Origin of the sequence: Sphingobium sp. WTD-1, assembly GCF_030128825.1 — a bacterium.
GTDB lineage: Bacteria > Pseudomonadota > Alphaproteobacteria > Sphingomonadales > Sphingomonadaceae > Sphingobium.
In genome coordinates, this window is sequence record NZ_CP119127.1 from 2,060,110 (window position 1) to 2,080,820 (window position 20,711).

20 protein-coding genes are annotated in these 20,711 nt (G+C 65.8%); 11 read left to right on the forward strand and 9 right to left on the reverse strand.

Annotated elements, in window-relative coordinates; genetic code table 11:
* Positions 1-10 precede the first annotated feature (10 nt).
* Entirely contained in the window at positions 11-1,444 is a 1,434-nt protein-coding gene (locus N6H05_RS10210; protein WP_284113745.1) for a M20/M25/M40 family metallo-hydrolase, read from the reverse strand.
* A gap of 315 nt (positions 1,445-1,759) precedes the next feature.
* Between N6H05_RS10210 and N6H05_RS10215 the strand changes: the two genes are divergently transcribed.
* The gene (locus N6H05_RS10215) at positions 1,760-3,850 is read left to right on the forward strand and encodes an FUSC family protein (protein ID WP_284113746.1); all 2,091 of its coding nucleotides are present in this window, start codon (positions 1,760-1,762) and stop codon (positions 3,848-3,850) included.
* Here the strand turns inward: N6H05_RS10215 and N6H05_RS10220 are convergent.
* Positions 3,810-5,039, reverse strand: coding sequence for a phospholipase D-like domain-containing protein (locus N6H05_RS10220; protein WP_284113747.1), 1,230 nt, complete (start codon positions 5,037-5,039; stop codon positions 3,810-3,812). The two genes, N6H05_RS10215 and N6H05_RS10220, sit on opposite strands and share 41 nt — an antisense overlap.
* A gap of 87 nt (positions 5,040-5,126) precedes the next feature.
* On the opposite strand from N6H05_RS10220, the gene rpoZ reads away from it, so the two are divergent.
* Positions 5,127-5,471, forward strand: a complete 345-nt coding sequence (gene rpoZ, locus N6H05_RS10225) for a DNA-directed RNA polymerase subunit omega (protein ID WP_004208279.1) — start codon at positions 5,127-5,129, stop codon at positions 5,469-5,471.
* A 90-nt stretch (positions 5,472-5,561) separates the two neighbouring features.
* Here rpoZ and N6H05_RS10230 read toward each other — a convergent pair whose 3' ends face one another.
* On the reverse strand, positions 5,562-6,638 hold the full coding sequence (locus tag N6H05_RS10230; protein WP_284113748.1) for a D-alanine--D-alanine ligase family protein: 1,077 nt from the start codon (positions 6,636-6,638) through the stop codon (positions 5,562-5,564).
* Positions 6,635-7,327, reverse strand: a complete 693-nt coding sequence (gene ung / locus N6H05_RS10235; RefSeq protein WP_125999789.1) for a uracil-DNA glycosylase — start codon at positions 7,325-7,327, stop codon at positions 6,635-6,637. The genes N6H05_RS10230 and ung overlap by 4 nt, the downstream gene beginning before the upstream one ends.
* A 96-nt stretch (positions 7,328-7,423) precedes the next feature.
* Here ung and bla point away from each other — a divergent pair, with 96 nt between their 5' ends.
* The 3 genes from bla to N6H05_RS10250 are packed head-to-tail and all read left to right on the forward strand — an operon-like array spanning position 7,424 to position 10,012.
* Positions 7,424-8,491 (forward strand): class A beta-lactamase, encoded by a 1,068-nt coding sequence (gene bla / locus N6H05_RS10240; RefSeq protein WP_069338099.1) that lies wholly within the window; start codon positions 7,424-7,426, stop codon positions 8,489-8,491.
* Between the two features lie 31 nt (positions 8,492-8,522).
* The gene (locus tag N6H05_RS10245; RefSeq protein ID WP_284113749.1) at positions 8,523-8,888 is read left to right on the forward strand and encodes an Mpo1-like protein; all 366 of its coding nucleotides are present in this window, start codon (positions 8,523-8,525) and stop codon (positions 8,886-8,888) included.
* 53 nt (positions 8,889-8,941) lie between these two features.
* The gene (locus tag N6H05_RS10250) at positions 8,942-10,012 is read left to right on the forward strand and encodes a GNAT family N-acetyltransferase (protein ID WP_284113750.1); all 1,071 of its coding nucleotides are present in this window, start codon (positions 8,942-8,944) and stop codon (positions 10,010-10,012) included.
* Here N6H05_RS10250 and N6H05_RS10255 read toward each other — a convergent pair.
* Together N6H05_RS10255 and N6H05_RS10260 are read right to left on the reverse strand one after the other, a co-directional pair.
* Entirely contained in the window at positions 9,990-10,862 is an 873-nt protein-coding gene (locus tag N6H05_RS10255) for a cupin domain-containing protein (RefSeq protein WP_284113751.1), read from the reverse strand. The two genes, N6H05_RS10250 and N6H05_RS10255, sit on opposite strands and share 23 nt — an antisense overlap.
* Entirely contained in the window at positions 10,859-12,010 is a 1,152-nt protein-coding gene (locus N6H05_RS10260; RefSeq protein WP_284113752.1) for a GNAT family N-acetyltransferase, read from the reverse strand. The genes N6H05_RS10255 and N6H05_RS10260 overlap by 4 nt, the downstream gene beginning before the upstream one ends.
* Positions 12,011-12,165: 155 nt before the next feature.
* Between N6H05_RS10260 and N6H05_RS10265 the strand changes: the two genes are divergently transcribed.
* From N6H05_RS10265 to N6H05_RS10285, 5 genes are all read left to right on the forward strand, one after another.
* Positions 12,166-13,161 (forward strand): NAD-dependent epimerase/dehydratase family protein, encoded by a 996-nt coding sequence (locus N6H05_RS10265; RefSeq protein WP_284113753.1) that lies wholly within the window; start codon positions 12,166-12,168, stop codon positions 13,159-13,161.
* A 305-nt stretch (positions 13,162-13,466) separates the two neighbouring features.
* Complete coding sequence (locus tag N6H05_RS10270; protein WP_349666220.1) at positions 13,467-14,474, forward strand: KpsF/GutQ family sugar-phosphate isomerase; 1,008 nt, start codon at positions 13,467-13,469, stop codon at positions 14,472-14,474.
* Positions 14,475-14,482: 8 nt separating this feature from the next.
* A complete protein-coding gene (gene kdsB, locus N6H05_RS10275) occupies positions 14,483-15,283 on the forward strand; it encodes a 3-deoxy-manno-octulosonate cytidylyltransferase (RefSeq protein ID WP_284113755.1) in 801 nt (266 codons plus the stop codon).
* A complete protein-coding gene (locus N6H05_RS10280; RefSeq protein WP_284113756.1) occupies positions 15,280-15,873 on the forward strand; it encodes a histidine phosphatase family protein in 594 nt (197 codons plus the stop codon). Before kdsB ends, N6H05_RS10280 begins: the two co-directional genes overlap by 4 nt.
* A 104-nt stretch (positions 15,874-15,977) precedes the next feature.
* Positions 15,978-16,832 carry a hypothetical protein gene (locus tag N6H05_RS10285; protein WP_284113757.1) on the forward strand — a complete coding sequence of 285 codons (855 nt, stop codon included), beginning with the start codon at positions 15,978-15,980 and terminating at the stop codon, positions 16,830-16,832.
* A gap of 881 nt (positions 16,833-17,713) precedes the next feature.
* On the opposite strand, the gene N6H05_RS10290 is transcribed toward N6H05_RS10285, so the two are convergent.
* From N6H05_RS10290 to N6H05_RS10300, 3 genes are read right to left on the reverse strand one after another with little or no spacing between them, the layout of a single operon-like run.
* Complete coding sequence (locus N6H05_RS10290) at positions 17,714-18,271, reverse strand: LptA/OstA family protein (RefSeq protein WP_284113758.1); 558 nt, start codon at positions 18,269-18,271, stop codon at positions 17,714-17,716.
* Positions 18,271-18,918 carry an LPS export ABC transporter periplasmic protein LptC gene (locus N6H05_RS10295; protein WP_188082109.1) on the reverse strand — a complete coding sequence of 216 codons (648 nt, stop codon included), beginning with the start codon at positions 18,916-18,918 and terminating at the stop codon, positions 18,271-18,273. The genes N6H05_RS10290 and N6H05_RS10295 overlap by 1 nt, the downstream gene beginning before the upstream one ends.
* Before the next feature lie 21 nt (positions 18,919-18,939).
* On the reverse strand, positions 18,940-19,557 hold the full coding sequence (locus tag N6H05_RS10300) for a ribonuclease D (protein ID WP_284113759.1): 618 nt from the start codon (positions 19,555-19,557) through the stop codon (positions 18,940-18,942).
* Positions 19,558-19,791: 234 nt separating this feature from the next.
* Between N6H05_RS10300 and N6H05_RS10305 the strand changes: the two genes are divergently transcribed.
* Positions 19,792-20,622, forward strand: coding sequence for a cold-shock protein (locus N6H05_RS10305; RefSeq protein WP_026109010.1), 831 nt, complete (start codon positions 19,792-19,794; stop codon positions 20,620-20,622).
* Positions 20,623-20,711 lie beyond the last annotated feature (89 nt).

Consider the following 20,711-nt stretch of genomic DNA (forward strand, 5'->3'; position numbering starts at 1 on the left):
CCTTTTCCCATTACTGCGTATAGGCCTTGGTCAGGCGATAGAGGAAGGCGCGGCCGTCGAGCAGCGACTTCACCCGGATGCGCTCATTGAGACCATGGACCCCCTGGCCATCGGGATCGGCGAACATTCCCGACACGCCATAGGTGGGGATGCCCGCCGCATTGGTGAAGCGCCCGTCGGTCGCCCCGGTGGCGAGCCGCGGGATCACCGGCACACCCGGCCACATCTCCTTGGTCAGCGCCTCGATCGGCGCCATGATCTGCGGCGTCAGCTGCGGCGCCGACGATTTGGGCTGCGGCGGATCGGCCAGCGTCACCTTGACCTTCTCGTCGCCGCCCACCTGCGCCAGCTTGGCACGCACCGCCTCGACATCCTCGCCCGGAATGATGCGGCAATTGACGTTCGCGGTCACCGACTGGGGCTGGGCATTGGGGGCATGGCCGCCGTTGATCAGAGTCGGGATGCAGGTGGTGCGCAGGGTGGCGTTCCAGCTTGGATTGGCAGCGGAGATGGCTGCATAGTCCGTCTCGGTCGCCTTGCCCGCGCCGACCGCGGCCATCGGCTGCGACAGCTTGGGATAGAGCGGCGCCGACGCGCCGAAACAGGCTTTGGCCGCCGGGGTCAGGTTCACCGGGAAGTCATAGGCATTCACATTGGCCAGCGCCTGCGCCATCCAGCCGATCGCATTGAAATGCGGTTCCTGGCGCGAACTGTGGCCGCCCGGCGCGGTCGCGGTGAAGGTGAAGTCCTGATAGACCTTCTCGCCCGCCTGCACGCCATGGCTGACCGGCTTGCCATTTTCGTCCAGCGATCCGCCGCCGCCTTCGTTGAGCGCCCATCCGGCCGCCATCGCATCGGGCTTGTTCTTCAGCAGATATTCGACGCCGTTCAGCGCCTTCTCCGTCTCCTCGCCACAGGTCAGCGCCATCTTGATCGTGCGCTTGGGCTTATAGCCTTCCTGCTTGAACCGGATCATGGCGTCGGCGAAGCTCGCCGCCATCGCCTTGTCGTCCGACGTGCCCCGACCATAGAAATAGCCGCCTTCCTCGATCAGGGTGAAGGGATCGCGGGTCCAGTCGGCGCGCTTGGCCGCGACCACGTCGATATGGGCGAGCAGCAGCAGCGCGGGCAGCTTGGCATCGGAACCGCGCAGCACGGCGGTCAGATTGCCTTCCTTGGGATGGGCCGGATCGACCACGACACTTAGGTCGCCATCGGCATAGCCCGCCGCCTTCAGCCGCGTCGCAATTTGTTCGGCGGCGACGGTGCAGCTGCCATTGGGCCAGCTCGAATCGGTCTCCACCAGTTCCTTGTAGAGGGTGCGGAAGGCGGCCTCGCCGGCGCGGGCCTGTGTGTCGGGCGCGGTGGCGGCGTGCAGCGGGCTGAGGCTGGCGGCCAGCAGCGCGGCGGCGGGCAAGGCGGCAACGAAGCGACGGGATGGCATGGGCGATGTCCTTGTTCTGATTGTGCGACGCTTGGAAATGCGTCTCCCTGGCCCGGCTGGGCGGCGCGACTGTGCAGAAAGCCGGCGGCGGCGGCAAGGGGATGATTGATGCCCGGTGGTCCGGCTGGGTTGTGCATATCATGCACAATGGCTGTGCCTTGGGGTCATATTGTTTCGCCAGATGGACAGGCGCATAGAGGGGTTGCCTGAAGCTCCAGCAATGCGCGCCCGATCCGGCGTGGCGGGCCGACGCGTCCGGCTTTCATTCTCCCGACCGGCGTCGCCGCCCTGCCTGGCCCCGCCCGATGATGCTGGATGTGCCGCGTGACGCCTGCCCTGCCTCAAGCGCGCTGGATGGCCGATCGCTACGGCGGCCATGACGCGCTGTTCACGCTCAAGGCCTTTCTCGCGGCGATGCTGGCTTATTATATCGCGCTGCGGATCGGGCTGGACCGGCCCTATTGGGCGATCATCACCGCCTATATCGTCGCCCAGCCGCTCGCCGGCGCGGTGTCGTCGAAAGCGATGTTCCGCCTGCTCGGCACCGTCATCGGCGCGGGCGTGGCCATCCTGCTGGTGCCGTTGCTCGGCAATGCCCCCGAACTTCTCTCGCTCGCACTGGCGCTGTGGCTCGGGCTCTGCACCTTCGTCGCGCTGCTCGACCGGACGCCCCGCGCCTATACCTTCCTGCTGGCGGGCTATACCGCCGGCATCGTCGCCTTCCCGGCGGTCGAGGCGCAGGCGACGATCTTCACCGCCGCCAGCCTGCGCGCCCAGGAAATCGGCATCGGCATCGCCTCGGCCACGCTGGTCCACAGCCTCGTCTTCCCGCGCACGGTGTCGGCTCGCCTCCAGGCGCGGATCGATGCGATCATGATCGACGCCGAACGCTGGTCGCGCGATTCCCTGCGGGTCGACCATGGCGATGCGGTCGTGACCCGCGACCGCCGGCAATTGGCGACCGACATCCACGAACTGCACCAGCTTGCCACCCATTTGCCGTTCGAAAGCAGCGCGCTGCGGCTGAAGGCCGGGGTGCTGCGCGCGCTGGAGACGCAGCTCTGCCTGCTGCTGCCGCTGGCCAGCGCGGTCGAGGATCGCTGTCGCCAGTTGCAGCGGGCCGATGCCTTGCCGCCGGCGGTCCATGTCCTGCTGGATGATGTCGTTGCCTGGCTGGGCGCGCCGGACGGGGAAGGGGACTCGCCTGAAGCGCTGCGCGCCCGCGCCCGTGCCTGCGAGCCCGATTGCCGCTTGCCCTTCGCCTGGCACGCGGCATTGCAGCTCAGCATGCTCGACCGGCTGGCCGAACTGGTCACCGTCCATGCCATCTGCCGCGAGTTGCAGGCGGCGATGGGCGCCGATCGCATCCCCCTGTCACCGCCCGCGCGGGAAGCAATCCGCAACGCCCGCCGCCGCGTCCTGCACCGCGATTATGGCCTGGCGCTGCGCGGTGCGCTGGCGACCAGCCTCACCGTGCTGATCGGCTGCCTGCTCTGGATCCTGTCGGCCTGGCCGGCCGGGGCAGGGGCGGTCGTCATCGCCAGCATCATCTGCGCCCTGTTCAGTAATATGGACGATCCCGCGCCCGCCGCCTGGAAAGTGTGGCAGGGCACCTGCTGCGCGGTGCTGGTGGCCGCGCCCTATGCCTTTGCCATCCTGCCGCGCGTGTCCGACTTCTCGGTGCTGGTGGCGGTGCTGGCGCCGGCTTTCCTGCTGGTCGGTGCGATGATGGTGCGGCGGCGGCTGGCGGCGATGGCGATCGGCATGATCCTCTCGCTGCCCGGCCTGATGGGCCTTGATGGCTATTATACCGGGCAGTTCGACAGTTTCGCCAATGCCGCGATCGCCCAGCTGCTGGGCGCCTTGCTCGCGGTCTGGGCGCTCAAGATGGTCCGCACCGTGGGGGCCGAACAATCCGCGCTGCGCCTGCTCCGGGCGGGCTGGCGCGATCTTGCCCTGCGCACCGATCCGCGGCAGCAGCCCGACACGGTCAAATGGATCAACACCATGCTCGATCGTATCGGCTTGCTGACCCCGCGCCTTGCCGAACTGGGCAGCGACACCACCGCGCCCTTGCTCGATATTCTGCGCGACACGCGCGTGGGCATGTCGCTCGACGATCTCCACCGTTTCCGGATGCGCGCCCATGCCCGCGACGACCGGCTGCTCGACGTCGTGCTGGGGCGGGTGCGCCAGCATTTTGGTCGGCTTGGCGCCAGGGGGCAGGGCGGTCCCGATCCTGCGCTGGTGCGGGCCATCGATACGGCGCTCGCCACGATCGGCCGGCACGGCGCGGTCGATGATCGGCGGCTGGCGCTGCTGGCGCTCACCAGCCTGCGCCGCAACATCGCGCCCGATGTTCCGCTCAGTCCGCGTCGGGATCGCGAAAATTCAGCCGCCGCGTGACGGTATAGTCCAGCACGCCGACCAGCAGATAGCTGATCCACTGCTTGATCAGCGTCAGGCCGGTGCGGCTGGCGCGATAGGTCTCCAGCGAAATCCGCCGGCTCTCGCCCGTCCGCTGGGTGATGAAGCCGCGCATCGCCTCGGCAAAGCCGGCATCCTCCACCCGCAGCATCAGCTCCAGGTTGAGGAACAGGCTGCGCATGTCGAAATTGGCCGATCCGATATAGACCGCATCGTCGATCACGATCAGCTTCATGTGCAGCTTGCAGGGCTGATATTCATATATCTCGACCCCGCGGCGCAGCAGCGGACCATAGAGCAGCCGTGCCGCCGCGATCGTCGCGCCATTGTCCGACAGGGCCGGCAGGATCAGGCGCGCGCCCCTGCGCCGGGCGGCGCGGGCGATCCGCTTCATCATGCCCCGGCCGGGCGAGAAATAGGCCTCGACCATGTCCAGCCGCTGCGCCCGGTCCATGTCATGCTTCACCACCTGCGCCCAGGGGCTCAGCCGTCGGGTCGGCCCGCCGATCAGCCAGCGGAAAGGATCGGCCGGATCATGATGCAGCGATGGGTGCCAGTGCCGCACCATCGCCCGCAGCGTGCGGAACCTTTGCCCCTTGCTCGTGACCCAGCGCCACAGCTGGCCATACCAGCGCGCCATCGCCTCGGCCTGCGGCCCTTCCAGCAGCAGCCCCAGGTCGCGCCAGCAATCGTCGGCGGGGATGCCGAAATAGCCATCCTCGACATTGAAGCCGCCGATCATCAGCCTTTTGTCGTCGGCCAGGGCGATCTTCTGATGGTTGCGGATCAGATAGCGGGTCGACCGGCGCGTCCCGAACCGGGCGAAATGCCCGCCCGCCGCGATCAGCGGGGCGAACAGGCTGTCGGGCGTATTGGCCGACCCGAAGCCGTCGATCATCAGCGTCACGGCCACGCCGCGCGCCCGCGCCGCCACCAGCCGCTCGCAGATCAACCGGCCGCTGCCATCATCGGCGAAGATATAATAATAGAGTTTCAGGCTCGTGCGCGCACCGTCGATCAGCCTGACCAGCGCATCGCACAGCGCCGCGCCTTCTTCGATGACGGTCAGTCGGTTGCCGTTCAGCGTGACGCTGATCGGGCTGGTCGGGGCTTCCTGTTGTCGCGACGCCATGGCCCCTTCATGCGCCGCTTTGCCGCGGCGCGCCATGGCTTTATGGGCTTTTCATTGACTCGACAGGCCGCCACTGCTAGGCGCCAAGTTCAAGATTCCCTATTGATTTTTCAGGAGGCCCGATTGGCCCGCGTCACCGTCGAAGATTGCGTCGACAAGGTTACCAACCGTTTCGATCTCGTCCTGCTCGCCGCCCAGCGCGCGCGTGAAATTTCCGGTGGCGCCGAGCTGACGCTTGAGCGTGACCGCGACAAGAATCCGGTCGTCGCCCTGCGCGAGATCGCCGAGGAAACCATTCTGCCCGCCGACCTGCATGATTCGGTCGTTGCGTCGCTGCAGAAGGTCCAGATTGACGACGACGATACGCCCGATGAAATCGGTTCGATCGCCCAGTCGGCGGAGGCCCTGCGCCTGACCGCTGCGGCGCCGCCGCGCAACCAGAATATCGGCGGCGATTACGACGGCTGATTTTCCACTTTCCGGTTTGGAGAGGGAAGGGGTCCGGCCCGCGCAAGCGGGACCGGGCCTCAATGATTCTGGGCACCGGATTCCGGGGCGTTATTTCCAGGCCGTCGCCAGCATCGCGTCGAGCATGTCGGCATAGGACCAGCCATCGGCCCGCGCGGCGATCGCCGACAGGCAATCCTGATCCTCGCGGCCCGGCCGTCCCGCACCGGTCATGTTCGGTTTCATGTTGAGGTCGAACAGCTTGAATTGGCCGCTGGCATCGGCGCGACAGTCGATGCGGATCACCGCGCGCGATTCGACCAGTTCCGCTGCCTTCATACAGGCATCCAGCATCGCCAGCACCGGCGCCTCCGTCATCCGCTCCGGGCCGATCGCGACGCTGTTCTGCGTCACCGCGACATCGCCATTATAGGGGGCGACACCGTCCTTCTGGTCGAAGCGCAGCACCGGGCGCAGCGCGAAATGGCGGTCGCCCTTCTCGCCTGACGGGCGCGGCGCGGCCGGCGGCAGGACGGTGATGGTCATTTCCTCGCCGTCCAGAAACTCCTCGACCATCAGCAGCGTGCCGAACTTGCCCTCGTCGATCAGGCTGCGGGCCGCGGCGTTCAGCGCCTCGGCATCGCGCACCAGCGTCACGCCCTGGCTGCCCCGACCACGCACAGGCTTCACGATCAGCGGGAAGGGGATGGCCAGATCGGCCAGAACCTGCCCGACATCGGCCAGCGCATGCACGCCTTCGCTCGGCCGATCAGCGAGCAAAAAGCCGCGCGCCACCGGCAAGCCGGCTTGCTCCAGCATCCGGTTGGTGGCGAACTTGTCGTCATATTTCTGCGTGGCGGCCGGCGTCTGGCCGACGATCGCGACCTGGCCCATCACGGCCTCGATCGGATGCCCCTCGAACAGCACGCTATTGGCCCAGATCGTGTCGGCACCCGCCGCGATCGCGGCTGCTATCCCGTTGGCCGTGTCGGGGAACACCCATTGCATCGCCTGTGCCGGATCGGGCGCGGGCACCGGCGTTACCACCGTGCGGCCCAGCCCCTTCAACGCAAAGCCGATATCGGCCCCACCGTCGGAATAGCCGCCGGGCTTGGCATCCTTGCGCAGCCCGTCGATCACCGGCGGCGGCAGCGCCTGATAGAGCAGAGCAACCGCCGGCCCGCTCATGCCACCGGCTCCGGCAGGCGCCAGTCGATCGCGCCGCGCCCCTTGGCCTCCAGAAAGTCATTGGCCTGCGAGAAATGGCGGCATCCCAGAAAGCCGTTATGCGCCGACAGTGGCGAAGGATGGGCGGCCTTCAGCACCAGATGGCGCCCGGAATCGACGAAGCCGGCCTTGCGCTGGGCATAGGCGCCCCACAGCAGGAACACGACCGGCTCCTCCTTCTGCGCCACCAGCCGCACGATCGCGTCGGTGAATGTCTCCCAGCCCTTGCCCTGGTGCGACGCAGCCCGGCCCATCTCGACCGTCAGCACGCTGTTGAGCAGCAGCACGCCCTGCCGCGCCCAATGCTCCAGGAAGCCGTGTCGCGCGCGCGGCAGGCCGAGGTCGCTCTCCAGCTCCTTGTAGATATTGACCAGCGATGGCGGCGTCCGCACGCCGGGCTGGACCGAAAAGCACAGGCCATGCGCCTGGCCCTCGCCATGATAGGGGTCTTGCCCCAGCACCACCACCTTCACCTGGTCCAGCGGGGTCAGGTCCAGCGCCCGGAAATATTCATTCCCCTTGGGGAAGATGCGCTTGCCCGCCGCCTTTTCCGCTTCGATGAACTGTTTCAGGCCCTGCATATGGGGGCTGGCGAACTGGTCGCGCAGCGGCGCGCGCCAGCTTTCGTGCAGCTTGATGGTGTCGTTCATGGCCGGCGTGATGAACCCCCGGCATGCCTGCGTCAACCGCGGGAAAAGCCGATCAAATATCTTGCCACCCGACCCATGATGGGCGACAGACGGGCCATGCCGTCTCTCCGTCAAATTGGCGCCAGCTGCGCCGCCCTTGGCCTGTTCTTTGCGCCCTTGCCGAGCGCCGATGCCTTCGGTCCGCCGCCCCGGCCACAGGTGCTGCTGACGGCGGAGGCGCATCTCCTGGCCGAATTTGACCGCTTCGCCGCTTTGTCGGACGGCACGGTCGGCGTCGCGGTGCAGGATCTGCAGACCGGCGAGGTCCAGTCGCGCAACGGCGACACGCTCTTCCCCATGGCCAGCGCCTACAAGGTCGCGGTCGCGGGCCGTATCCTCTCGCTGGTCGATGCCGGCAGCCTGAAGCTCGACGACCGGCTCGCGCTCGATCCTGCGCTGGCGAGCGAGGGCGGCATCGCCTGGATGTTCTCGCGTCCCGGCGCGACCCTGCCGGTCAGCCAGTTGCTCGACCTGATGCTGACGCGCAGCGACAATAATGCGACCGACGTGCTGGTCGCGCGTGCCGGCGGGCCGAAGGCGGTCAGCGACTTCGTCGCCGGCCTCGGCATCCATGGCCTGCGCGTCGACAGCGATACCGCACATCTTCTCTACCGCGCCATGGGCATCAATCCCCAGTCCGGCACCTTCCAGCAGAATGCCGGCGCCGCCCGCCGCGCCGATCCGATGATCCAGCGGCGCGACGTGCGCGACCTGCCGAACATGGACTTCATGCTCGATCCGCGCGACACGGCGACGCCGCTGGCGATGAACCAGCTTCTGGTCGCCTATGAATCGGGCAAGGCATTGAAGCCGGAAAGCACGCAATTGCTCTTCACCATCATGGGCCATTGCCAGACCGGCAAGCTGCGCCTGTCGGGGATGCTGCCGCCCGGCACCCCGGTCGCGCACAAGACCGGGTCGCTCAACGGCGTCGGCAATGATGTCGGCATCATCGGCCTGCCCGATGGCCGCCGCTTCGCCATCACCGTCTTCGTGATGAAGGACAGCCGGGGCCATGTCTCGCGCGACCAGATCATGGCCCAGGCCGCCCGCGCGGCCTATGATTATTTCCTCTTTGCGCCCAAGCGGCGCGTGGCGCTTAACAAGTTGAACGTCCACGTATAAAAGATGGGGCATAACAGAGAGGATGCCCCTTATGACCCAGATCGCCCGGTTCCGGGACTTCTGGCCCTATTATCTGCAGGAACATGCCCGGCCCGCGACGCGCGCCATGCATTATGCCGGGACCAGCCTGGTGGTCGGCCTTGCCGCCGCTACGGCCGTGACCGGACATTGGTGGCTGGCTGCCGCGCTGCCGATCGCCGGCTACGGCTTCGCCTGGGTCAGCCATATGCTGATCGAGCGCAATCGCCCGGCCACCTTCCGCTATCCGCTCTGGTCGCTGCGCGCCGATTTCGTGATGCTCCAGCGCTTCCTGACCGGCCATATGCGCCGCGATCTGGTCCGTGCCGGCATCCGCGCCGACGGCACGGTCGATCCGCAACGTCGCATTCGAGGGTGATCCACAGCACACCCGCTTGATTCCCGTCGCCGCTCTGTCACAAGAGGAACGCGATGGGGCTCACCGCGACATTCTCCCTGCCGACCGACCGGTCGACGCTGGCCGCCCGCTGGCAGGCGCTGGAGGCGTGCAGCGATGCGTCCTTCTTCCTGCGCTGGACTTGGGTGGGCGCCTGGCTCGACAGCTATGGCGTCTGGCCCGAACTGCTCGCCGTCACCGATGAAAGCGGACAGGATGTCGCGCTGGCGCTGGTCGGCCATGCGATGCGTCCGCGCCTGCTGGGGCCGGTGGCGACGCTCAGCCTCAACCAGTCGGGCGATCCGGCGATCGACCGGCCCTATGTCGAATATAATGGCCTGCTCACCGCGCGCGGGCAGGAGACGGCGGCCGTCGCTGTCGCGCTCGACGCCATCGCCCGGCGTCGTGACTGGCGTGTGTTGCGGCTGAGCGGCATCGCCCCGGATTCGCCGCTGCTTGGCCTGCCGGCCCGGCGGAAATTGCGGGTCGATGCCTCGCCCGTCTACCAGGTCGATCTCGACGCCGTACGCGCCGCCGACGGCGACTATCTCGCGCTGCTCAGCAGCAATACGCGCAGCCAGATCCGCCGTGCGATGAAGGATCATGGCGGGCCGCTGCCCGATGTCGCGGTCGGCACGCTGCATGACATCGCCCCCTGGCTGGACGAGATGGCCGCGCTCAATACGGGGCGCCATGCCGACAATGCCTGGGACGATCAGGGGTTTCGCCAGTTCGTCGCCACCATCGCGGCGCGCGGTCTGCCCTCGGGCGCGGTCGAACTGCTGCGCTTTGCCGATGCCGGTGGTGCCGTCGGCCTGCTGGTCAATTTCGTGCAGGACGGGCAGGCGATGAATTATCAGTCCGCCTTTGCCCAGCCGCGCACCGCCAAGGACAAGCCGGGCCTGCTCTGTCACGCCGCTGCCGTCGGCCATTATGCCACGCGGGGCCTCAGCCTCTATTCGCTGCTTGCCGGGAAGGATCGCTACAAGCAGAGCCTCTCGACCCGCGAGGAGGCGCTGGAATGGTGGCATGTCGAGCGTTTCAGTCCCCGGCTGGAGGCCGAGGCGCTGGCGCGCAAGCTGCTTAAACGCCCAGCTTCCGCATGACGCGATAGACGAAGCGGCGAATGCCCTGTTGCTCGGGGCGTTCGCTTACCGCGCCGGTCGGCAGGCCACGCTTGCGCAGCAGGGCGTTGAAACTGTGCAGTTCGCCCTCCGCCACGCTGCGGTCGGACCGCCAGGTGATCGACAGGCTGATCGACACGGCCGGGCCATTTTCCACGAAATGCGGTGCCTTGACCGGCACATGCACGGCCTCGCCGGGAGCCAGCGGGAAGGGCGTGCCACGCGCCTTGAACCCGTCCTGCCAGATCAGGTTGCGATGGCCGCCATTGTGAAATTCCTCGCTCTTCTGCGCCGGCACCAGTTCCTCGTCGCGTGCCGGGAACACGGTCATCACCTTGGTCCCCATGATCTGCAGCAGGATATTATGCTCCGGGTCCATGTGGAACGGGGTGACGCTGCCGGGGGAGGTCAGGAAGATGAACGCCTCGCGATGCAGCATCGGCCCGGTGCTGCGCGCGACGATCTGCTCCAGCTCCGCCAGCGCCGCGTCCAGCAACGCGCCATAGGCCGGGTCGCGCTCGACATTCTTCAGCACCGCCCAGCTGCCATTGCTCTCGATCGTGCGGATCGTCTCGCCCAGGCTCAGCCCATTGGATGGCGTATCCTCCGGCCGCACGCCCAGCGGCAGCTTGCCGAGATTATATTCGACCGCGCTCGCCGGCATCCGCTCGGCCAGCGTCGCCAGCGCATCCAGCGTCAGCAACTCATGCCCGACCAATTCGTGCGTCAGCTTGGTCGGTCGGTCGGGATAGGCGGCGGCAAAGGCGGCGCGCGCGCTGTCCGAAAAATGCGGCGCGTCGGTGGCCGGCGCCATCGGGCTATGCACGGTCATTCCTGTCCTTTCATGCGGCTGGCGATCCGTTCGACCCCGCCGGCCAATGCAAAGGCCGCTGCCCGGCGCAGGCGCGTCGCGCCCTTGCCCTGCAGGGCGATACGATATTGGACGATGCTGCGGCGCTCGGCCCACAGGCTGTCGATCATCGGATGATCGGCGGCGGCGCAACTGTCCATCCAGCCGATCGCCGGATCATCCTGCACCGCGTGCAGATTGGCGATCTCGATCAGCACGCCGGGCGAAAAGCGGCCCATTTCCTCGTCAAAGGCGATCTTGAAGGAAAAGGCGCCGTCGCCATGGCGGAAATTGACCAGCATCGCGATCGCCCGGCCATCCAGGTCGATGCGCAGGAAATGCAGCCGCCCCGCGGCAAAGGCGGCCGCGCAGGCGGCACGGAAGAAGGCGATGTCATCCGGCCTGCTCGCCAGTGCGCTGCCCTCGCGGCCCTTCCATCCCGATGCCTCCAGCGCCAGGAAGTCGCCGCACCAGCGCGGCAGGTCGGCGCCATCGTCCAGCAGTCGCTGCTCGACCGTCCCGAGTTCCGCCAACCGCTTCTGCAGTCGCCGGATTTCCTTGCGCTTCTTCGCGCGGACATGGGTTTCCCAATAGTCGTCGGCCGACATGTCGGATCGCAGCATGGCCCGGTCATGGCGATGCACCTCGCGGCGGCCGCGCCCTTCTTCGACGCACAGTGCTTCCAGCGCGGCGGCATTGGCGCCGGCTGCGTCGAGCCCGCGCAGGTGCAGGAAATGGGGCGCCCATTCGGCCGCGTCCAGTTGCGCCAGCAGGCTGCGCCACGCCGCCATCTCCTGGCCGCGCCGGATCAGCGGCGCGCCGAAGAAACAATGGTCATGCATCCAGTTGGCGACGCAGCCGATCGGCAGCCGGCCATGGCGCGCCTGCACCGTGACCGGCAACAGCCCGATTAATTCGCCATCTGCCTGCGCCTCGATCAGGCGCACGTCGCCATTGCCGGTCGGGCCATTGCCGGCCAGATGGTCGATCGCCGCCGCCAGCAGGTCGGGCGCATAGAAGGCATTGGGTTCTGCCGCTTCTGCGGCCAGGGTCGCCCAGCGCGCGCGTGGGTTCGTCAGCGACAGGCGGTCCGGCGCGATTGGGGGAGATGGGTGGGCTGCCATGTCCATCGCCTCGCCTTAGCCGGGAAAGATTAGGGAATAGCTAAGTATTCCACCGCATGGCAGCATGCACTGGACGGGATAGGAGGGAAAGACCTTTACTTCGCCGGGCGGATTGTCTGTGACCGACGGAGTGAATGGATGGCCGATCGAGGAGATAAGATGTGACGATCCTGGTTACGGGGGTGGCCGGTTTCATCGGCATGTCGGTCGCGGACCGGTTGTTAGCTGACGGGCGGGCGGTGATCGGCATCGACAATCTCAATGATTATTATCAGGTCTCGCTCAAGCACGATCGCGTTGCCTTGTTGCAGCGCCGATATGGTGGGCTCTTCACCTTCCTGAAGCAGGATTTTGCCGACATGGCGGGGCTGCGCGCTGCCTTGGCTGACCATCCGATCGAGGCGATCGTCCATCTCGGCGCTCAGGCCGGGGTGCGTTATTCGCTCATCAATCCCCATGCCTATGTCCAGTCGAACCTGGCTGGGCATGTGAACATGCTGGAATTGGCGCGTGAGCGCCGGGTGCGACATCTGGTCTATGCCTCTTCCTCTTCGGTCTATGGCGGCAATGAAAGCCTGCCCTTCCGGGTCGAGGATCGCGCCGATCATCCCGTTTCGCTCTACGCCGCGACCAAGCGAGCGGACGAACTGATGAGCGAAACCTATGCGCATCTGTTCCGCGTGCCCATGACGGGCCTGCGCTTCTTCACCGTCTACGGCCCCTGGGGGCGACCGGACATGGCGATGTGGATCTTCACGCAAAAGATTCTCGCTGGCGAACCGATTCCGGTGTTCAACCATGGCCGGATGCAACGCGATTTCACCTATATCGACGATATCGTCGCCGGGGTGATCGGTTGCCTCGACAATGCCCCGGTCGATGATGGCGGCCTCAAGGCGGGCGGCAGCCGCGCGCCGCACAGGTTGTACAATATTGGCAACAATCAACCCGAGGAACTGATGCACTTGATTGCCGTGCTGGAGCAGGCGATCGGCCGCAAGGCAGAGGTGGATTTTCAGTCGATGCAGCCCGGAGATGTCCCGGCAACCTACGCGGATATTGGCGCAATCGCCCAGGATATCGGATTTGCGCCGACGACGGCCATCGAGTCGGGCGTGCCACGATTCGTGACATGGTATCGCGATTATCACGGGTGATAAGCGTTCGCTGCCTGTGTCGCGAATGGGCAGGAAGTTCCACGGTTTGCCGGTATAAACACTCGTTTCGCCGCGTTTTTTTGTGAAAACCAGTCAGATTTTCGTTGCCGCATGACTTTCCGCAATTGCGAAATGGATTGCCATAAGTGCCTGAAACGGCGTAGACAGTTGCATAGCGCTGGTTGACCAATCGGCTTGTGGTCGCGGAAACAAGGGATGGACGCTGCACTCTTCAGGGTGTCGCGCGCCGCGGACGTCAGCCGGAGCATATCGGCGGCGATGCGCGGGAGAAAAGGGCAAAAAGCGTGTCGACAGTATCGAAGATCGTACCGTTCGGTTCGGGTGGGCGTATCGTGGAGACGGCGTGCAGCAGTCTCTCCTTGGCGGCCCGGGGATTGAATATTCTCGAAAGTAAATTCGCCGATCGGGAATTTGCCGCAACCTTCCTGCGTCTGGTCGGGATGATCATGAATGTCCGTGGCCGGGTCATTGTCACCGGCATCGGCAAGAGCGGCATCGTCGCGCGGAAGATGACGGCGACCTTGACGTCCACTGGCACGCCGGCGCTGTTCTTGCATCCTGCGGATGCCGGGCATGGCGATCTGGGCATGGTCACGCCCGACGATGTCGTGTTGATGCTGTCGCATTCGGGCGAATCGACCGAACTCGGTCCGATCATCCAATATTGCAAGCGTTTCGCTATTCCGTTGATCGGGCTGACGGCAAAGGGGCTTAGTACCGTTGCCGAGGCGGCCGACATCTGCATCCTGATGCCGGAAGTGCGTGAAGCCTGTCCGAACATGCTGGCGCCGACGACCTCCACCACGCTGCAGATGGCCTTCGGTGATGCGCTGGCGATGTCGCTGATGGAAATGCGGGGCTTTTCGGCCGATGATTTCCATAAATTCCATCCGATGGGCCGTTTGGGCGCGCAGTTGGTCAAGGTGCGGGAACTGATGGCGGCGGGCGCAGATGTGCCCAAGGTGCCCGAAGATGCCTCCTTGCTTGATGCGACGATCGAAATGACCCGTGCGCGCCTCGGCGGTACGGCCGTGGTCGATCGCGGGGGCAAGCTGATCGGCGCCTTCACGGATGGCGATTTGCGTCGTGCGGTCACTGGCAAGCAGAATCTGACCGATGCCGTTGGCCGCTTCATGACGGCGACGCCGCTGGCGATCGCACCCGATGAGCTGGCGTCGGAGGCACTTCGCCTGATGCAGGAGCGGAACATCACCTTGCTGTTCGTGTGCGAAAAGGACCGCCTTGTGGGCGCACTCCACATGCACGATTTGCTGCACGCCGGGGTCGCCTGACCTTATTGGTGGTCATTCCGGCGCGGGCGGGTTCGTCCCGCCTGCCGCGCAAGCCGCTGCGCCTCATCGCGGGGCGCAGCCTGCTGCATCGCACGATCGCCATGGCGCGCGCGGCGATCGGTGTGCGCGCCGGCGTCGCTCTGGTCGTCGCCACCGATGATGACGAGATTGCAGCCCATGCGCAGGCCGCCGACTGCGACGCGGTGATGACCGACAGCATGATCGCCACCGGTTCCGGCCGCGCGCTCGCTGCCGCCCGCGCGCAGGCCACGCAGCCCGACTTCGTCGTCAATCTCCAGGGCGACTCGCCTTTCCAGCCCAAGGGAGCGCTGGGCGCGGTGATCGAGGCGCTGGATGCCGGCGCGCAGGTCGCGACCCCGGTGATCGGGCTCGACTGGGCCGCGCTCGATGCGCTGCGCGACCATAAGCAACGCTCGCCCTTCAGCGGCACCACCTGCGCGCGCGGCGCGGATGGCCGGGCGCTCTGGTTCTCCAAGACGATCATTCCCGCCATCCGCGACGAGGACAGGCTGCGCGCCGCCGGTCCCATATCCCCCGTCTGGCGCCATGTCGGCCTTTATGGCTATGCCTATGACGCGCTCGCCCGGTTCGAGGCATCGCCGCCCACGGCGCTCGAAAATCTGGAAGGGCTGGAGCAGTTGCGGCTGCTGGAGCTGGGCATCGATATCATGACCGTCCCGGTCGATCCGCCCGTCTTCGACAGCAGCGGCATCGATACCGAGGCTGATATCCAGCGGGTCGAGGCGCTGATCGCCGCCCATGGAGACCCGACGCCGGCCCTGTCATGAGCCGGCGCATCTTCGTCATCCGCCACGGCAACACCTTCGCCTCCAGCGCCGATGCGCGCCGGGTCGGGGCCGGCACCGACATTCCGCTGGTCGACAGCGGCATGGTGCAGGCCCAGCATCTCGCCAGCTATTTCGCGGCCCAGTCGCTCGGCACCGTACGCCTCTACAGCGGCCCGTTGCAGCGCGCGCGCCAGACCGCGGCGCCGATCGCGGCCGCGCTCGACCATCCGGTCGACGCCATCCTCCCCTGGCTCGACGAGATCGACCATGGCCCGGACGAGGGGCAGCCGGAGGCGACCGTCGTGGCGCGTCTTGGCGAAGCGGCTATCGCCGCCTGGGACCGGGACGGCATCGTGCCCGATGGCTGGACCGTCGACGCCCCCGCGCGCATCGCTGCCTGGCGCACCTGGTTCGCCGCAGAAGGGGAGGGGACGGAATTGCTGGTCACCAGCAACGGCGCCGCCCGCTTCGCCCTGCTGGCGCTGGGCCTCTCCCATGGTCAGCTCAAGCTGCGCACCGGGGCCTTTGGCGAACTGGTCGTCGATGCGCCGGGGCAGGTGCGGCTGCTGCGCTGGGACGAGCGCCCCTAGGGGTTATTACCGGCCGATCTCCGCAAAGCCCGCGATTGGCCCTCGCTCTCGTTCGGACCATTCTGTCTCCGTGCAGAATGTTCGAAAGGGGAAGGCGCTTGGCCATGCAGACGGGATATCATCGCAAGATCGCCTGCCTCGCGGCCCTGGTCGCCATGGCGCCGCTGCCGGCGATCGCGCAGGATGCGGGCTCGCCGGCAGCGCCTGCCATCACCTCCGGCCCACCGCCGGCGGGCGGCAGCGATCAGGATCTGGCGCTGCAATTGTCCAACCCGGTCGCCTCGCTGATCAGCGTGCCGTTCCAGGAAAATCTCGACTTTGGCGCCGGGGATGATGGCATCAAGTCGACGCTCAACATCCAGCCGGTGGTGCCGATCAGCGTCGGCAAGGATTGGAACATGATCGTGCGCACCATCGTGCCGGTCGTCGCGCAAAATGCCTATCAAGGGCCGGGCACGGATGGCTTCGGCCTTGGCGATATCACCCAGAGCTTCTTCTTTTCGCCCAAGGCAAACAAGGGCATCATCTGGGGCGTTGGCCCTGCCATCCTCTATCCCTCGGCAACCGATCGCTATCTGGGCGGCGACAAATGGGGCGCCGGCCCAACCGTCGTGCTGCTCAAGCAGATGGGGCAGAACACGGTCGGTTTCCTCGGCAACCATATCTGGTCGATCGCCGGCAAGGATGACCGTTCCGACGTCAGCGCCAGCTTCATGCAGCCCTTCTTCAGCCACACCACGTCCCACGCCACCACCTATGGCATCAATGCCGAAGCGGCCTATGACTGGAAGGGCAAGGACTGGCTGGTGCCGGTGAACCTCACCGTCACGCAACTGACCAAGGTCGGCGACCAGGCGGTGCAGGTGGGCCTTGGCGGCAAATATTATGCCGTCTCGCCCGACGGCGGCCCCGAATGGGGCATCCGCATGATCTTCACCCTGCTATTCCCGAAGAAATAGCGAATTTCCCCGTCACGCAGCCGAAGGTCAGCGTCCTTGGAGCGGAGCAATCGACATCCGGAGCCATGGGGCGACTGCCCCGGATATGGGGGCACCGACGCGATGCCAGCTAAAAGGCCAGAAGGGGTGGTTAGCGGAATGTCCTCTAACGTTGGGACCAGCCAATATAGCAGTCGTCTTCAATCAACCCTACGAGGGTTTGGCCATCTCGACCTTTAAACCCAACCACTTGTGCATATCCGTGCCCCTCGACCGGGACTGCCACATCGCTGGTGAAATTTTCCCGATAAGTAGCGGTCGAACGAGAAAGCATATCTCTTTTCGCCTCTCTGGCCATCTCGACGCCGTCCTTCCACGACATGTCTCTGCAAGAATGCTGAGGCGATTGAGGTGAGCAAGCGCTCGCCAGCCACGTCATCGTTAGGAGCATCAACCTACTTATCTGCATTTCATCGTATTGGCACAGAACCCTCTAATGGTCAGCAGGCGAAGTCGGCATAGATGTGCAAACCGCCGTCTGCTTGATGGAAGAGCAGTATCTCCTGCGAATTTCCGCTTTTGGTCGCTTCGCGCCGGGCAGCTTTCCCGCCCAGGAGTGGACGGGCAGCTATCGGGGGAGTGAGGCGCCAGGCGCGTTGGTGAACAGCGATCGAGGGTGGGAAGCGGCCATCCCACCTACGTCATGCTGAACTTGTTTCAGCATCTATCAAGCCTAACAAGCCACTGGTCTATTGAGAGGAAAGGACCCTGAAACAAGTTCAGGGTGACGATGATGGGGTGGGCCGCTTCTGGCCGTTAGCCGCCAAAGCCCGCCATCAATGACGGAAATCGATAGCCGTTGGACCGCTCGAAACGCGTCGCCCGGCCTCCCGAACCCCGGATCAGTTCTTGCGCTGCGGCACCGTGAAGGTGCCCGACACGCGGCCGCTGGGGCTGGTCGATGTGCCGGCGCCGCCGGTCGAGCGGCCGTCGACCGTGGTGCGGCCGCTGTTGAGGTCCATCACCAGCCGTCCGCCGGTCAGGCGGTTGACGCCCTGGGTCAGCGAGACATTGCCGACCATGGTGATCAGCTTGGCATTGAGGTCGTAGATGGCGACATTGCCGCGCGCGGTCTGGTCGGCCTTGGTGATGACGACATTGCCCGACGCGTCGATGCGCTGGATTTCCACGCCATTGCCGGTGTTGGCCGCGCCATTGGGCTGCTGCTTGTAGGCGACGGTCATGCGGGCGGCGTTCAGCGTCATGCCGGCCTGCGTCACCTCGACATTGCCCGACACCACGACCCGGTCGGCGCGGTCCTGCACCTCGATCCGGTCGGCGGTGAAGTTCACCGGCGCATTGCTGTCATGATTCTTGAACACCTGCGCATCGGCGCCGGCGTAGAGGAGGCCGGTCGCGCCCAGCGCAACGGTCGACAGCAGGATGAGGATGCGTTTCATCAGTTCTGCCCTTTGAGACCATTTTGCTCGATGCGCAAGGTTGCCCGGCCGTTGAGCGTGACCGTGCGTGCATTCATGTCCGCTTCCAGATGGTCGCCGCTGAACGTGCCGATCGGGATGCGCCCGTCGACCCGGCCCGCGCTCTTCATCCGTCGCGTCTGCAAATCGATGCCGACGTCGCGGGTGACCAGGCGATATCCCCCGGCCGCCTCGAACTGGACCGGGCCGACGATCGCGACTCGCTCGGTTTCCATGTCATAGCGGCCCTTTTGCGCGTTCAGCACCGCTGGCCCCTCGGGCAGCAATATGCGCGCCGACATCGCGTTGAGGTCGACGATCGGCTCGCGCGAGCTTTTCTGCACGGCAGAGCCGGCGCGCAGCGAGAAGGGCTGGCCCTTGCTGTCCTGCCCGCGATACAGCGCTTCGGACACGCGCATCCGTTCCTTCGCCACCTCGACCTTGTTCTTGTCGAGCACGAAGCTGACCTTGTCGCCGCCGGTGAAGGGGGCGGTGGCCAGCAGGGCGGTCAGCACGCCGACCGCCACCGGCAGATAGTTTTTGAGCAGACGCACCAGCCGGTCATGGCTGCCGCCCGGCCGCGCCCAGTGACGGCGTGCGTGGCGTTGCTGCTCGGCCTGGATGGACATGGTGCGTGCCGCTTCCGTCGCTTACATGTGCGAGAAGATGTCGTTCTCGGGCCAGCCCGCCAGGTCCAGCGCCGCGCGATGGGGCAGGAAGTCGAAACAGGCCTGGGCCAGTTCCATCCGGCCTTCGCGGGTCAGGCGCTTGTCCAGTTCGACCTTCAACTGATGCAGGAAGCGCACGTCCGATGCGGCATAATCCTTCTGCGCCTCGGACAGGTTCGGGCCGCCCCAGTCGCTCGACTGCTGCTGCTTGCTGATGTCCTGGCCCAGCAGTTCGCGGACCAGTTCCTTCAGGCCATGGCGGTCGGTATAGGTGCGCACCAGCTTCGACGCGATCTTGGTGCAATAGACGGGGGCTGCAACGACGCCCAGATAATGCTGGATCGCGGCGATATCGAATCGGCCGAAATGATAGATCTTGATCCGCTCGGGATCGGCCAGCACCGCCTTCAGGTTCGGCGCGGCATAATCGCTGCCGGGGTTGAAGCGGACCAGATGCTCGTCGCCCTTGCCGTCGCTGATCTGGACGACGCACAGGCGATCGCGCGGGGTGATGAGCCCCATGGTTTCGGTATCGACGGCGATCGGGCCGGGGGCAAGGACGCCCTCGGGCAGATCTTCTTCATGGAAATGGACGGTCATGACTTTTCCCTCTATGGGGAAACGGGCCATATCGCAATCAAGGCTTTGGCAGATAGGGCCTGTAAATCGGCGCTGCGGGCGCTCTTTTTGCCCGATATGCGAAATCATTCGCGCTGCCCGGAAAACTTGATATAGTGATTCCCAAACCGCGACTTTGCGGTGGATTGTGCATGTCATTCGCCCGACATGTTTGTCCAATGTGTCTTGGGGCGAAGCGAAAGTGACTAACAGGGCATGAGTTTTGACAGAGGGCGCCGCGGCGGGCGCGGCAAGGATAAGCGCGACGGTTTCGGCGACGACAATTTCTACGACCAGGGCAGCGGCGGCGGCTTCGGCGGCGGTGGCTTTGGTGACCGCGGCGGCTTCGGTGGCGGCTTCGGCGGTGGTGATCGTGGTCGAGGTGGCTTCGGCGGTGGTGATCGCGGTGGCTTCGGCGGCGGTGGTTTCGGCGGCGGTGGCCGCGGTGGCTTCGGCGGCGGCGGTGGCGGCTTTGGTGGCGGCGGCGGCGGTGGTCGCGGCATGCCGGCCCAGGTCGTTGGCGAAGGCAAGGGTGTCGTCAAGTTCTTCAACGGCCAGAAGGGTTTCGGCTTCATCGTTCGTGACGATGGCGGCGAAGACGTGTTCGTTCACATCAGCGCGGTCGAGCAGGCCGGCCTGACCGGTCTGGCCGAAGGTCAGCCGCTCGGCTTCACCCTGGTGGATCGTGGTGGCAAGGTGTCGGCGACCGATCTGGTCATCGACGGCGAACCGCTCCCCGTGACCGATCGTGCGCCGCCGCGTGAACCGCGCGAACCCCGCGCCGGTGGTTTCGGTGGTGCAGAGCGTGGCCCGCAGCGTCAGCTGACCGGCGAACGCGCCAGCGGCACGGTCAAGTTCTTCAACGCCATGAAGGGCTTCGGCTTCATCCAGCGTGATGACGGCCAGCCGGACGCTTTCGTCCACATCAGCGCTGTCGAACGCGCCGGCATGGGCGCCCTGAACGAGGGCGACCGTCTGGACTTCGAACTGGAAGTCGATCGTCGCGGCAAGTACGCGGCCGTCAATCTCCAGTCCAAGGCCGACTGATCGGCCGTCGCCCGTTCGCCGTACGGGCGACGTGACAGGAATATCGAAGGGGGTCGCCTGCCCGGCGGCCCCTTTTTCGTTTCTGCCGT

Coding starts and splice junctions, on each gene's coding strand:
- N6H05_RS10210 (WP_284113745.1), bottom strand. CDS start 1,444: ATGCCATCCCGTCGCTTCGTTGCCGCCTTGCCCGCCGCCGCGCTGCTG.
- N6H05_RS10215 (WP_284113746.1), top strand. CDS start 1,760: ATGTGCCGCGTGACGCCTGCCCTGCCTCAAGCGCGCTGGATGGCCGAT.
- N6H05_RS10220 (WP_284113747.1), bottom strand. CDS start 5,039: ATGGCGCGCCGCGGCAAAGCGGCGCATGAAGGGGCCATGGCGTCGCGA.
- N6H05_RS10230 (WP_284113748.1), bottom strand. CDS start 6,638: ATGAGCGGGCCGGCGGTTGCTCTGCTCTATCAGGCGCTGCCGCCGCCG.
- ung (WP_125999789.1), bottom strand. CDS start 7,327: ATGAACGACACCATCAAGCTGCACGAAAGCTGGCGCGCGCCGCTGCGC.
- bla (WP_069338099.1), top strand. CDS start 7,424: ATGCCGTCTCTCCGTCAAATTGGCGCCAGCTGCGCCGCCCTTGGCCTG.
- N6H05_RS10245 (WP_284113749.1), top strand. CDS start 8,523: ATGACCCAGATCGCCCGGTTCCGGGACTTCTGGCCCTATTATCTGCAG.
- N6H05_RS10250 (WP_284113750.1), top strand. CDS start 8,942: ATGGGGCTCACCGCGACATTCTCCCTGCCGACCGACCGGTCGACGCTG.
- N6H05_RS10255 (WP_284113751.1), bottom strand. CDS start 10,862: ATGACCGTGCATAGCCCGATGGCGCCGGCCACCGACGCGCCGCATTTT.
- N6H05_RS10260 (WP_284113752.1), bottom strand. CDS start 12,010: ATGGACATGGCAGCCCACCCATCTCCCCCAATCGCGCCGGACCGCCTG.
- N6H05_RS10280 (WP_284113756.1), top strand. CDS start 15,280: ATGAGCCGGCGCATCTTCGTCATCCGCCACGGCAACACCTTCGCCTCC.
- N6H05_RS10285 (WP_284113757.1), top strand. CDS start 15,978: ATGCAGACGGGATATCATCGCAAGATCGCCTGCCTCGCGGCCCTGGTC.
- N6H05_RS10290 (WP_284113758.1), bottom strand. CDS start 18,271: ATGAAACGCATCCTCATCCTGCTGTCGACCGTTGCGCTGGGCGCGACC.
- N6H05_RS10295 (WP_188082109.1), bottom strand. CDS start 18,918: ATGTCCATCCAGGCCGAGCAGCAACGCCACGCACGCCGTCACTGGGCG.
- N6H05_RS10300 (WP_284113759.1), bottom strand. CDS start 19,557: ATGACCGTCCATTTCCATGAAGAAGATCTGCCCGAGGGCGTCCTTGCC.
- N6H05_RS10305 (WP_026109010.1), top strand. CDS start 19,792: ATGAGTTTTGACAGAGGGCGCCGCGGCGGGCGCGGCAAGGATAAGCGC.